This window comes from Anabaena azotica FACHB-119 (assembly GCF_014697625.1).
Lineage (GTDB): Bacteria > Cyanobacteriota > Cyanobacteriia > Cyanobacteriales > Nostocaceae > Trichormus > Trichormus azoticus_A.
Genome location: NZ_JACJSG010000018.1, coordinates 42,747 through 55,916, shown reverse-complemented (window position 1 = coordinate 55,916; position 13,170 = coordinate 42,747). Strand labels below are relative to the sequence as shown.

Below are 13,170 nucleotides of genomic sequence, written 5' to 3'. Positions count from 1 at the left end.
ATCACTGAAAAAGACATTAGAGGGTAACAATGCAAACTAACCAAGAATTATCACTCCCCAAGATGGGTTGTGGAACTTGGGCATGGGGAAACCAACTGCTTTGGGGATATAACGAAAGCATGGACGGGCAATTACAAGCCGTCTTTAACCTCTGTGTGAGCAACGGTGTTACCTTGTTTGATACGGGTGACTCTTACGGCACAGGAAGATTGAACGGGCGCAGTGAGTCGCTGCTGGGGAGATTTTCTCAAGAGTATCAAGGTGTCAACCAAGAAAAGATTTGCATTGCCACTAAGCTGGCTGCTTACCCTTGGCGATGGACAAGTCAGTCTATGATAAATGCTTGTAAGTCTTCTGCTCAACGCTTGGGAAGAAATGTTGATTTAGTACAAATGCACTGGTCAACTGCCAATTATGCACCTTGGCAAGAAGAAGGGTTATTGGATGGTTTAGCTGACTTGTATGAACAAGGTTTAGTTAAGGGTGTAGGGTTGTCTAATTACGGTACTAAAAGACTGCAAAGGGTGCATCAAAAGTTTTCTGAGCGAGGCGTACCGATTAAGACGTTGCAAGTACAGTATTCATTATTATCTACATATCCCGTGACTGAGTTGGGATTGAAACAGGTTTGTGATGAATTGGGTATACAACTAATTGCTTACAGCCCTTTAGCTTTGGGGATATTGACTGGCAAATATTCAGAGAAAGGGCCTTTTCCGCCTGGGGTGAGGGGTTTGTTGTTCAGACAGTTGTTGCCTGGGGTGCGATCGCTCCTACAATGTTTACGAGAAGTGGCAGCATCCCGAAATAAAACCATGTCGCAAGTAGCGCTGAACTGGTGTATTGCCAAAGGAACCATTCCCATCCCCGGTGCAAAATCTGTGCAACAGGCGCAGGAGAATATCGGCGCTTTGGGTTGGCTATTAGATGCGGGAGAAGTCGCTGAGTTAGATCAAGCTGCTGCTAGTTCTGATAAAAAAATGGTGCAAAATATTTTCCAGACGAAATAAAATTATCTCTCAACTTGCACTTTCTCAATAAGTACATGGCGATGCACTCCCCACCCTACGAAATATAGCGGTTTTCAAGTCAGTGAGGTACAGAAAAAATAATTGAACGCAGATGAACGCAGATGTTGGCGAAGCCTTTGCTACGCAACGCTAACGCGAACCCGCAGGGTACGCAGATGAATCTGTATTTTATCCGGTTGCAATCTGCTATAACTTATATCATGTCCGCTTAATCACTTATCATATCTTCGGGGTTGGTAATTGGTAATTGGTAATTGCTAATGGTAGAAAACAATTACCTATTAGCTATTACCCATTACCGACCAAAACAACCATATTATAAGTAATTAGCCGAACTTGATATTATATCTTGCACCATTACCTTATTGCGAAAATCGAAGCCCGAAACCCTTATTATTTCGTAGGGTGGGCAGTGCATCGGCACCTGCTTATTGAGAAGGTGCAAGATGTGAAATAATTAGCTTTTCAGCCCATTACACACCATATTCTGATCAAGGAGTTACAAGATTTTTAATTAAGATAAGGTCTTGCGCCCTGTAGACAATGGGAATTTTTAAACTGAGAGAGTGTCAATACGGCAAGACTTTAGGAACTTGGGTATTATTAGCTTGGAAAAATTTCTGCTTCTCAAACCCGAAAGTATTAGCTACAAGTGAGTTAGGGAAGCTTTGAATTTCTCGATTATATGCTTGTACTGCTTGGTTGTAACGCATCCGTTCTACAGCTATGCGATTTTCAGTACCTGCTAATTCATATTGCAGATTGATAAATAATTGACTGGAACGTAATTGATTATTAGCAGCAGCATAGTTTTGAAAACTGCCAATTGCTTGATTAATTTGTGCGATCGCACCAGCTTTTTGTTCTGGTGTCGCTGCTTGTACATAAGCCTGTCGTGATTGTACCAACAAAGAGATTAGCTCTTTTTCCTGTTTGGCATAAGCTTGTGTCACATTGACTAAGTTAGGTATCAAGTCAGCACGGCGCTGGAGTTGATTTTCTACTTGCGCCCAGGCGGCTGCTACTCTGGTACTACTATTCTGTAGAGAATTATAAGTCCAAGCAGTCCAGACTGTTAATGCGGCAACTATGCCCGCACCAAAGATGAGTAGTCTTTGGCGTAGATGGGCTAATTGCTGTTGTTTCTCAACTTGTTGCTGATGTTTTGCTTGGACTTCTTGAATGGCTTGTTGAATCAACTCAGCAGGAATATTAACTTCTTTTCCGGCTGTGATCAATTCATCAGGTGAATAACTTTGACTTTGCTGGGCGTAGTAGCGTGAGGCTAATTCTAGCACCTCTGGGGCTATCTCTTCGGGGATTCTTTTATCTGCATTATTCATCATCTTTACTTACCAATTACCACCAGCACCACCACCACCGCTACTTCCGCCACCGAAGCTACCACCACTGCTACTTCCGCCACCACTACTTCCACCGCCACTAGAACCACCCCAGCTTCCAGAATTAGGAGGCGGTGGCGGTGGTAGGGGTGGGATTAATTCTTCTGTCTTTTTGTGGTAGGAACAGCTATGACATTCATCGATAATTAATCGTCTGCCAAAATTTCCTACTGTGGCTGGAGTGACAGTTTTTTCCTTGCGGGTAACTGTCAGTTCGTTACAATGAGGACATCGCCTAAATCGAGCAAAATGGGACTCCAGAGCGACTATATTAAAACCTGTGTCTGTGATATCGCTGCAATTAGGACATTTCCATCCTTCAAAGCGGACACTACCTAAGTTCTGTGCAGTTTTTTCTACTTTGTTCAGATGTTCCTCGACTGTAGCTTTGTCTACTTTTACCATTGGTTGTTGACAGTTTTCACAACAAAAAATGTAATTGCCTTGTTTTCTACGTGTGCGTCCTGAAGGGGGAATGAGAAGTTTCTTTTTACGTCCCAAATAAGCAGATGCACCGCCAATTCCTAGTATAGATATGCCTGTTACTGCTACCAGTCCCCAAGGGTGATTATTTTCAGGCTGAGAGATTTCTGGGTTGGAAGTTACAGGTAATGGCGTTTTGTCCGCCGTTGGCGATCGCTCAGATTGTAAAATAACTACTAAGGCTTTAGTTCCCGCCACTGTCCCACCTGCAAAATCGCCTTTTTTGAATTGCGGGATAATTTGACTATCAATAATATCGCCTACTTTCGCATCAGGTAAAATTGCTTCCACACCATAACCAGTCTCAATTTCGACACGGCGATCGCCAACAGAAATTAAGAACAATACCCCATTATCTTTTCCTTTTTTACCAACTCCCCAATAATTAAAAAGTTCGGTAGCAAATTTTTTGGGACTATCCGCCGGCGCAGTTTTTGGCACAGTTACCACTGCCATTTCTGTGCCGTTTTTTGCCTCAAGTTGAGAAATCATTTGATTGATTTGGCTTTCTGTTTCATTGCTGAGAATCCCCGCCATATCAGTAACCCAAACACCGCGTTGTCTGGGATTAGGGACTTCTTTAACAGTCAAAGCCAGGCTAGAAAGAGGACAAATAAAGATGACAGAAGAAAATAAACCTACTGTCAAAATTTGTTTTGGTTTTAGAAAATTAACTTGCATATTCTTTAACCCTAGCAAAAACTGTCTAGCATCTAGAAGTAAAATCAGTTTTTGTTCTTAGGTTTTAGTTTGAACGTTATGACACATATTTAGATACTAATTCTTTCACCAGAATTTGCCAAATTTGTTAGGAAAATAAACAATACTTAAACCTCAAGCTGACGCAAGTAAAAATTTGTTGTTGAGGCTGTTAAGGCTGCTTGTTGGTTGAGGCTATACTGAATCAGTATCTTAGATTATTATTGGTGTGGCAAGATGAAAATGTGGCAATAGATTGACAAAAAATTTGAACGCAGATGCACGCAGATAAACGCAGATGGGCAAGATGAGGGATTTTTCGTTAATGCACTTTAGCCTTGCCACGCCACTAGCCTGTTGTTACCACAATTTGCTAAACTCCATGTTTCGGGGTGCAGATAAAATTATTGTGAACAAGGCTCATTTAGGGGTGTTGCAGTGGTGCGTGATGAAATTTTAGGACAAATTAATCCTAGAGACTGGTCATGGTTTTACTGGTTTACTTTACCACTGTACCCATACGGTAAGCGGCGGACGCTCAGGCAGGAAGTGATTAAAGATACCATCTGGACTTTTGACCAGATGCAGGGAATTTTTTACGTGGTTGTCCCTATTCGCATGACTGTAGTCAAACTGGAGCAGGGAGGACTACTGGTATATGCACCAGTCGCACCCACCCCTGAATGTATTCGCTTGGTCAAGGAATTAGTGGCGGAACACGGAGATGTAAAATATATTATTCTGCCCACGATTTCGGGATTGGAACATAAGGTATTTGTCGGCCCTTTCGCCAGATGTTTTCCCCAAGCCCAGGTATATGTCGCCCCTAACCAGTGGAGTTTCCCTCTCAATCTTCCCCTGAGTTGGCTGGGTTTACCTAGTAGACGTACTCATATACTCCCAGAAGATAGTAGCCAAGTTCCCTTTGCTGATGAGTTTGACTATGCAATCTTAGATACAATCGACCTTGGCCCCGGTAAGTTTGCTGAGGTAGCATTTTTCCACAAGCGATCGCATACTCTCCTTGTTACCGATTCTATCGTTTCTGTGCCAGCCGATCCACCAGCGATCGTCCAGTTAGACCCCTATCCTTTACTATTCCACGCCAAAGATCAAGCCTCGGATATCGTTGCAGATAATCAAGCCAACCGCCGCAAAGGATGGGAACGCATCACCCTATTTGCTCTATATTTCCGTCCCAGCGCCTTAGATGTACCCAGTTGGGTGGATGTATTCAAGGAAGCCTTAAAAGCGCCAGAACGCTCTTATAGAGCTTATTTTGGCTTATTTCCCTTTAAATGGCAACCAGATTGGGAGCGATCGTTTACCGCATTGCGTGGGGATGGGCGTTTATTTGTCGCCCCAGTTTTACAGACTTTGATTCTCAACCGCGCACCCAAAGAAACCATTAACTGGGCTGATAAAGTAGCCAGTTGGGGCTTTCATTGGATTATTCCCTGTCATTTTGATGCGCCAATCAAAGCCGAACCCCATCAATTCCGCCAAGCTTTCTCTTTTTTAGAAAAGCAGCCTACGGCGGGTGTTTTCAGTAGTAGCAGCTATCCCTTACCAACAAAAGACTTTCAACTTCTGCAAGAAATCGATAGCGGTTTATCTAAAACCCGAATTGTACCACCTGCAAAAGAGCAAGTGTAATCAGTTACCAGTAGCATAACCGTTAGTGTTGAAGCGATCAGCTAGTCCTTTTATTGTCATATTTTCGGCGATCGCATCATGGGGTATCAACACATAAACCCAAGGTTTACCCTTATGCTTGAGCATATATTCAGAAGCATATTCACACCATTTAACTGCTACATCCTTCTTAGCCAGCACTTGAGGCTTATCTATTTCATCTCGATTTTTAGGTTCAAGCATATATATAATTTCTGCTGTTTCTGCCACAAAATCAGGTTGATATTCTAAATAATCTCCCTCCCATTTGTAATAAATCTGAAATTGTCCTCTTGCTGGTTTAAACCATTTAATTGCATCCCGTTCTAAAACTATCGATAATATCCTCTCAGCTTCTGATTGAAATTTTTGTTCTGTATACAGGCATTTAGAAAAACCTGTAAAAAGATATTCGGACATATTGCTTTTATCTGGGGGAGAAGTTCTATAATTTAAATAATTTTTCGCTTTAGTCGTATATACACTCTCTTTTAAGGTGGTAAAACCTTTGCTAATTTCGTATTTATATTCAACTTGATCATCTTCCCAGAAATGCTTTTTCATCTGATTATGGACATAATTAGCGATTTCGCTTTGGTAATAATATAAAACTTTCTGAGTATCTTCTACCGATAAATAACTGAGAAAATGACTAACCACTTGTCCAGCTAAATCATAAAGCAAATCTGCATTTTCGTCATAAGAAATATCATCAAATTTGACTAAATTATTGACAATATAGTTTTCTAATCGAGATTCTGTAAAAGTGACTAAAGCGATTTCTAAAGATGTATAATCATAAGTAGCTAAAGATTGAATATGTAATTCCTTTTTAGAGGGAACCGTATAATTTAATTCTGTTACATTTAAAGCAAAAGACCTAAAACCTGATTTCACCTCTCCTTTAGGAACTATGAGAATTTTAGGAATATCAATAGTTTGCTGAACTACTAGATTAGTTGTTTTAGCAACAATTGCCTCAATATTTGGTGGTATAGTTACACCTTCAAATTCCAACTGTTCTGGCTGATATTCTCTAGCTACAGCTTCCCGTACCATTGCTTGAACTCTTGGTGTTGACAGATATGATGTAGTTGGTACTTGTTCAGGATAATTCTCTAACTTTTGAATTTCTTGGTAAGCCAGATTTGCAATTTTTTGTTCTATTGTTGATGTAAATATAGAATTTGTAATATCTTTTATTTCTGTCTCTTGCAAATTTATATTTTGTTCAACAGTTGGTTCTGTAGTAATTCCTAAATTATGGGCAAGTTTAGAATGTGAAATAACTGTTTTTGTTCTTTCTTGTAAATCTTCTGGTTTGAGGATAATTTGCTGCAATCTAATTTCTGATTCAGGACGTTTTGCTTCTTCCACAATTTCTTGGAATTTGTCATGGGCAACAATATTTAAACGGTCTACAATATCTATACCTGTGCGTCTTCCATAAGGTAAACGTAATCCCCGACCAATAGATTGTTTAATCAAAATTTCAGAATTGGCGGCTCTTAATGGTACAATTGTATATAGGTTGGTAACATCCCACCCTTCTTTTAACATATTCACATGAATAACTATTTCTGTTGGTTCATCTGGATGTTCTACCTTTAGCAATCTTTCTACCATTTCATCTTCTTGTGCGCCTGTTTTACTAGAATCAACTTGAATAACTTTATCTTTGTAATAGCCTTTGGCAAATTCATCAGATTGAATCAGTTCTAAAATTTGTGTAGCATGGTTAGTATCACGGGCAATAACAAGCATAAATGGCTTAACAATTGACTTTCCTGTTTGCAGAGAATAAACTTTTAATTCAGCTTTAATATTTTCGTGTAAATAAATTCCATCTTCTAATTTGATACGTTCAATTGCTTCTGGTGATAAGCTAGCAGGATTAAAGTTTTTACGAGTAACAACAGCAGGATCTTTAACAAAACGATCCGTAATTGCCCGCCCCAGTGGATAATTATAAATGACATTTTTAAAAGGTATAGTTCCTCTGCTGGTTTCTACAGAGGGTGTAGCTGTGAGTTCTAAACCCATTAATGGTTTTAATTCATTAATAGCACGAAGTCCGGCAGTAGCTCGATATCGGTGCGATTCATCCATTAAAATTACAAGGTCTTGTAACTGGGAAAGATAATCAAAATAACTTTCACCAATATATTCAGATAGTCGTTTAATTTTAGGACTTTTGCCACCGCGAACTTCTGAGTTAATTTTTGAGATATTGAAAATATTGATTTTACATGGAATTAGTGGGTCTAAAATTGTTCTGGCATTGGTTTCATAATTGTCACCTGTGATAATAATGGGTAACTGAACCGCAAATTCAGATATTCCTGTAAATACATATTTTGGAGTATTGGGTGTAAAATCATGAATCAGTTTGTTATAAATAGTCAGGTTGGGTGCTAAGACGAAGAAATTTTTTATATTATGTGCTAGGTTTAGGTAACTAATAAAAGCCCCCATGAGTCTCGTTTTACCTACACCTGTTGCTAGTGCAAAACAAAGAGATGGAAATTCACGCTCAAAATTAGTAACTGTGGGAAATTCTTGGTTAATTTTCGCTAAACTTGTTTCTATATCTGCTTGACCATTAATAGGCAAAAGTTCACAAATCCGATTGAGAATTTCTAATGATTGTCTTTGAGGGGGACGCAAACTCAGACGATTAGAAATATTATTTACAAAATGATTTATCATAATTTATTTATATCAAATAGTGATTTTTGTATGGGTAATTCTAGAGGTTTTGCTAATGATGATTGTTCACTTTTTGGAGGTGCTTTAGGCAGATTTTCAATTTTTAGGCTGTAATCATCGTGTCCCCATTCACAACGTGAAAGTATTTGTTGAGGAATTTTCTTGATTGTCAGGTTTGGAAATATATCTGCTGTGCAACGAAAGGCGCTACATAAAATAAGTAAAGTGCGTTCCTGTCCTACTTCATCAGACAGTTTAGATAGTTGTTCGTGACTGAGATTTTGAGTAGTTACATAGATAAAATCTCGTTCTGTAGAATAACCATGTTGCCAATAAAATGTATCTGATGGTGCATAAGTGAAGCCTTCAATTTTGCAAAGTGCTTCGGCTAACATGGCGGGGTTATATTCTTTGTTAATAATCCAGTTACCCCATTTATCTTTTTCTAACAGTGATGGCGCAAGACGATAGTAACGAAAGCCTCCGCCACCTTTCCAGTTAACAGCTTGTGTAATACCGCCTTTGTCTTCACCATCAATCACTTTTTTGAGTCTGGGAATGATATGGGTATGACAATGTTCCCCTAGTTCAATCATGATCCAGCGTCTTCCCATCTTGTGCGCTACTGCACCTGTTGTTCCTGAACCTGCAAAGGAATCGAGAACTAGATCACCTGGATTTGTTGCAAGTTGAAGAATACGTTCTAAAAGTTTTTCGGGTTTAGGGGTTGAAAAAGGCTCTTCTGAATTAAGTTGTAACTGCTCTCTTTTAGCGTCTTGATTATGTCCAACTTCTTCCCACCTCCATATTGTTTGTGGTACTCCCCCTTTTTCAGAGACTTTGCTTAAAAATCTCTTGAAGCGAGGGACAGAGTTCTTTCCTTCTACTCCCCAATACACTAAGCCTTGTCGTTCATTTTCCTCATGTTTTTCACGAGAATATCTCCATACTGCCGTTTTCTTGGGAAAAATAGTTTCACCCGTATTCGGATTAACGATTGGGTAATACAAATTAGGTCGCTCATCAATAGATTTATTACAGGTATAATTGTCGGATTGCCAAACACCACGGGGGTCATTATCAGGATTTTTGTATGCTGAGTTTGATTTGTCAGTCCGAGGAAGTCTATTAAGTTTCCAAGACGCTTTAACTTTTGCATAAATCAAAATGTGATCATGATCATTACTGAACCATAATGAATCATTTGATGCGGCATATTTTTTTTGCCAAACAACATTTGCAACAAAATTTGCACGTCCAAAAATTTCATCACACATTACTTTTAAATAATGCGCTTCATTATCATCAATCGTCATCCACAAAGAACCATCTTCTGATAATAAATTACGGATAATTTCTAAACGATCCCTCATTAAAGAAAGCCAGATAGAATGCTCAACTCCATCATCGTAATGTTCAAAAGCTGAACCTGTGTTATAAGGAGGATCAATAAAAATACATTTAATCTTTCCTGTAAATTCCTGCTCTAAAGCCTTGAGAGCTAACAAGTTATCACCAAAAATTAAGCGGTTATCAAAAATATCATTATCGCTGACAAGATGTGTAGCATGATAAGATTTATCAACATCTTCTAACAAAATTCGCGGCTCTAATTTTGGGCGATTTTCTTTACCAATCCATGTTAATTCAAGTCTCGGCTTTTTAGTCATAATTAGTTTAGCTTTTATGCAAAAATTCAATATCAAAAATTAAACTATAGGTAAATTAGGATTTTAAGCTTGATTGTCTTTTTTAGCCAATTCTTGCATAACGACACTCGTTAAACTTTTAACATCTGTCAAGTTTCTAAAAATAGCAAGATATCCTTTCTCATCACTTAAAAACTGAGATTCAGCAAGAGTATAAATTAACTCAGCAATTTCTATACCCATTCTGGAAAGCTCAGTCTTGTCAGCTTGCGATAAATTTACTTCCGGCTTATTAATTAAAGATTTATAACGTCTTGATAAAATGTCTAATATAAAAAATCTCCCATGTTGATAGAAATTTTTTCTCCGAGTTTCTGTTTCTGCGTTTCGAGAACTTTCAAAAATCTGATCAAGATATTCAAATATACGCACATAGCGACAAAGTATAATACCTGAAAGCTCCTGAGTAAAAAGTGTTGAATAATAACGCTTATACAACTGGTTAATATCTTTCCTAGCTGCCACAATTATTTCAGTATTACCGCTAAAACAAGCAAGTGCTATTGCTGCTTTCTCAATGGTGATAGCATCTTGATTATCTGCTGATGGTCGATATTGATAGACAATATTTGATACCATACATTCTTGCCGCAACCTTTCTTGATTAGAATCTAAGGCTGCAAAATAAATATCACGGACTGCATTTTGTGTATTTCTCGCCTTAGTAATTTCTACACCTATTTTATCAGATTCTGTTCCTAATTCAATGATTGTCACTAATAACTTTGCCTCAGCAGATATTGAGCCATTGGTATTAAATACAGAGGCAATAGAACCTACTGTTTGCGCTCCATTTACTACAGAAAATCCTTCTAAAGTAAATCGTGCTGATTCTTGGTTATGCCCAGATGGTAAATTAACTTTTTTACAAGTAATTGTCAATCCATTATTGAGATAAAAAAGTTCTGATGGTTGTTCTTTTACCGTTTTAGTAATTTCTAAGTTAACATCCTGTGTTCCCAGATAATAACGAATGTTTTTCTCAAATAACAATTTATTATGCTGGTTATATAAAGCTGCAAGTTCAGCAGCATTAACTAATCCATAAAAAGCTTTTCTGGGTTGTTCCAAACAATGCCAGTTTTCTAAAGTCAATTCAACATCAACAGGGACATTCTCTTGTTTTGCTGTCAACCATCTATAAATATTTTCAAGATGCAGATCCTGCCATTTAAAACGCGAATCAAACTTATTTAGTTCATTTTTTAATTGATTGAGATCATTAACTACATGAGTTCCTAAGCTTTCATCCAGATATATATTACAGCCAACTATTATGACTCCATTTTTGTCTAAAGCATCCTCAACATCTTGCTGCAAGCGAGACAAACTCGAATTAAATTTTTGAAACCGTTTATGGACAAGATCCCTAATTCCATCACAAAATTTTTTATTTTCACCCATGTCTGGGGCTTTTCCCGCTTTAGCCTGTACTAACCAAAGCAGGTTATTAACCCGATCAAAATAAACTGCATCAATACCATTATCATTACCTCCATTGATAATTGAGTGAGCAGCTTGAGCAGGTGTAATATTAGCAAGATTTGCGATCGCAAATGCAGCCAAAGAACGACTCAAACGATTTTTCTCATGTTGTTCTTGTGTGTAATTTATCTGAAGTTGAGGGATCATCGGAAAATAATCCCTTGTCAGAACTTCAATGATTTGAGTCTTTTGGGCTTTAGTATTCGGCTTTGACATTGAGTAATTATCCGTATTTGAGATGTTGTTAATACATCATCTCAAATTGCTGTACCTTGGGAATACGGATATCGTTGATCAATTCTGTTGAGGCGAAGGATGGTTTGATGTCTGACTGATACGATCGCTCTGTTCAAACGTGACATAATTTTTTCAACGCCAAACCTTCAGATTCTATACTAGGCGCATTCAAAGCAGCCTTGGCAAATGTCACTGAAGAAAACCGTAATTTGGCAGTGGCGGTGAAAAATGTAGTTGCTTAGTCTATCAAGCCCCTAGCTTAACAAGTGGATAAATGCTTGACGAACACCTCAACATTTCAGTGCAATATTAGCCCTTCATCCGTTTTCACTAATTAGGCACTTTTTCCGTCTTGGAAGGTAAAGTTGAACAACTTATCCAAATTCTTCTTCAAGTCAGACTGGGAACCCAAGATGTTAATTAAATAAATGGAGTTAAGCGGATTCGAACCGCTGACCCCTTCAATGCCATTGAAGTGCTCTACCAACTGAGCTATAACCCCTTATAGTCCTTAACTATATTAGTTTATAATTTATCTACTGTCAACTTTTTCACTAAAATTAAGTGATAGTATTCACTTATAACTATAATTTACCTCACTTGTAACAAATAGCTCATGCAATGCCCCATGAGGAAATAAACTACTAGCATAGCCGCAGCCGCTAGCGCAACTAGCGTACCCGCCAACATGAGAGAAAATTCTTTGTTCTCTACAGCCTTCTCCATCAGGTGCAGTGACCATGCCACCAGTGCTACATCAAATAATAATATAGGTATCAACATATTTCTTAATATTATTTCATACTTATAAATTTATCTTAACATCATTTTGTAGAACTGTATCCAACCTTAGATAGATGTGCTTGTATTTCAATAATGTCTTCAGAATTAAGCAGTTAATCGGACGGGAACTTGGCGATCGCCCAAATAATTCTTGATTTCTCCCACACTGAGTTGACCATAATGTAGAAGCGATGCCAATAAAGCTGCTTCCGCTTTGCCTTCGGTTAAGGCGGTATGGATATGTTCACAGTTTCCCGCACCACCAGAAGCAATCACTGGTATTTCCACAGACTCAGCAATTGCTCTTGTTAATTCAATATCGTAACCAGCCTGAGTACCATCCGCATCCATACTGGTTACTAATAACTCCCCTGCACCACGTTTGGCGACTTCTTTCGCCCATAATAAGGCATCTAAGCCAGTATTTTCCCTACCGCCACGCACGTACACATCCCATCCCGGATTGTTGGGGTCTACTCTGCGCCTGGCATCAATGGCAACAACAATGCACTGATTACCAAAGCGATCGCTTGCCCGATTTATCAAGTCTGGGTCACGTACTGCCGCAGAGTTAATACTAACCTTATCTGCCCCGGCACGTAACAAAGCTTTAACATTTTCTAAGGATTGAATCCCACCGCCCACAGTCAGGGGAATAAAAACTTGTTCCGCAGTGCGGTAAACCACATCAATGATGATATCCCGGTCTTCATGAGTAGCTGTAATATCAAGAAACACTAACTCATCCGCCCCAGCTTCGTTGTAAACCTTCGCCAATTCCACCGGATCGCCAGCATCCTTAAGGTTAACAAAGTTAACTCCTTTAACAACCCGTCCCGCCTTCACATCTAAACAAGGTAAGATTCTTTTAGATAACATAATTATTTTTTTACGTTTGAGTAATTGTCCGGAATTTAAATTTTAAATTGACCTGTGTATTTCCTCACCAAAATCTTC

At 38.6% G+C, this 13,170-nt stretch carries 9 protein-coding genes and 1 tRNA gene; 2 read left to right on the top strand and 8 right to left on the bottom strand.

All coding sequences use genetic code 11. The features are described 5' to 3' along the window. Window positions 1-29 precede the first annotated feature (29 nt). Entirely contained in the window at window positions 30-1,010 is a 981-nt protein-coding gene (locus tag H6G83_RS14825; RefSeq protein WP_190473522.1) for an aldo/keto reductase, read from the top strand. Window positions 1,011-1,600: 590 nt separating this feature from the next. Here H6G83_RS14825 and H6G83_RS14820 read toward each other — a convergent pair. Both H6G83_RS14820 and H6G83_RS14815 read right to left on the bottom strand, forming a co-directional pair. Continuing rightward, the gene (locus H6G83_RS14820) at window positions 1,601-2,377 is read right to left on the bottom strand and encodes a LemA family protein (RefSeq protein ID WP_242044597.1); all 777 of its coding nucleotides are present in this window, start codon (window positions 2,375-2,377) and stop codon (window positions 1,601-1,603) included. A gap of 6 nt (window positions 2,378-2,383) precedes the next feature. Then, entirely contained in the window at window positions 2,384-3,598 is a 1,215-nt protein-coding gene (locus tag H6G83_RS14815) for a TPM domain-containing protein (protein WP_190473519.1), read from the bottom strand. A 459-nt stretch (window positions 3,599-4,057) separates the two neighbouring features. On the opposite strand from H6G83_RS14815, the gene H6G83_RS14810 reads away from it, so the two are divergent. Then, entirely contained in the window at window positions 4,058-5,272 is a 1,215-nt protein-coding gene (locus H6G83_RS14810; protein ID WP_390822009.1) for a DUF4336 domain-containing protein, read from the top strand. Here H6G83_RS14810 and H6G83_RS14805 read toward each other — a convergent pair whose 3' ends face one another. From H6G83_RS14805 to hisF, 6 genes are all read right to left on the bottom strand, one after another. Next, window positions 5,273-7,999 (bottom strand): DEAD/DEAH box helicase, encoded by a 2,727-nt coding sequence (locus tag H6G83_RS14805; RefSeq protein WP_190473512.1) that lies wholly within the window; start codon window positions 7,997-7,999, stop codon window positions 5,273-5,275. Beyond that, a complete protein-coding gene (locus H6G83_RS14800; RefSeq protein ID WP_190473509.1) occupies window positions 7,996-9,669 on the bottom strand; it encodes a site-specific DNA-methyltransferase in 1,674 nt (557 codons plus the stop codon). Before H6G83_RS14800 ends, H6G83_RS14805 begins: the two co-directional genes overlap by 4 nt. 63 nt (window positions 9,670-9,732) lie before the next feature. Then, complete coding sequence (locus tag H6G83_RS14795; RefSeq protein ID WP_190473506.1) at window positions 9,733-11,409, bottom strand: AIPR family protein; 1,677 nt, start codon at window positions 11,407-11,409, stop codon at window positions 9,733-9,735. A gap of 450 nt (window positions 11,410-11,859) precedes the next feature. Then, a tRNA-Ala gene (locus H6G83_RS14790) sits at window positions 11,860-11,932 on the bottom strand. Between the two features lie 89 nt (window positions 11,933-12,021). After that, window positions 12,022-12,213: a hypothetical protein gene (locus tag H6G83_RS14785; protein ID WP_190407256.1), complete on the bottom strand. Its 192-nt coding sequence runs from the start codon at window positions 12,211-12,213 to the stop codon at window positions 12,022-12,024. Window positions 12,214-12,318: 105 nt separating this feature from the next. After that, on the bottom strand, window positions 12,319-13,092 hold the full coding sequence (gene hisF / locus H6G83_RS14780) for an imidazole glycerol phosphate synthase subunit HisF (RefSeq protein WP_190473504.1): 774 nt from the start codon (window positions 13,090-13,092) through the stop codon (window positions 12,319-12,321). Window positions 13,093-13,170 lie beyond the last annotated feature (78 nt).

Excerpts from the sequence above, each read along its gene's own strand:
- H6G83_RS14825 (WP_190473522.1), top strand. The coding sequence starts at position 30 with ATGCAAACTAACCAAGAATTATCACTCCCCAAGATGGGTTGTGGAACT.
- H6G83_RS14820 (WP_242044597.1), bottom strand. The coding sequence starts at position 2,377 with ATGATGAATAATGCAGATAAAAGAATCCCCGAAGAGATAGCCCCAGAG.
- H6G83_RS14815 (WP_190473519.1), bottom strand. The coding sequence starts at position 3,598 with ATGCAAGTTAATTTTCTAAAACCAAAACAAATTTTGACAGTAGGTTTA.
- H6G83_RS14805 (WP_190473512.1), bottom strand. The coding sequence starts at position 7,999 with ATGATAAATCATTTTGTAAATAATATTTCTAATCGTCTGAGTTTGCGT.
- H6G83_RS14800 (WP_190473509.1), bottom strand. The coding sequence starts at position 9,669 with ATGACTAAAAAGCCGAGACTTGAATTAACATGGATTGGTAAAGAAAAT.
- H6G83_RS14795 (WP_190473506.1), bottom strand. The coding sequence starts at position 11,409 with ATGTCAAAGCCGAATACTAAAGCCCAAAAGACTCAAATCATTGAAGTT.
- H6G83_RS14785 (WP_190407256.1), bottom strand. The coding sequence starts at position 12,213 with ATGTTGATACCTATATTATTATTTGATGTAGCACTGGTGGCATGGTCA.
- hisF (WP_190473504.1), bottom strand. The coding sequence starts at position 13,092 with ATGTTATCTAAAAGAATCTTACCTTGTTTAGATGTGAAGGCGGGACGG.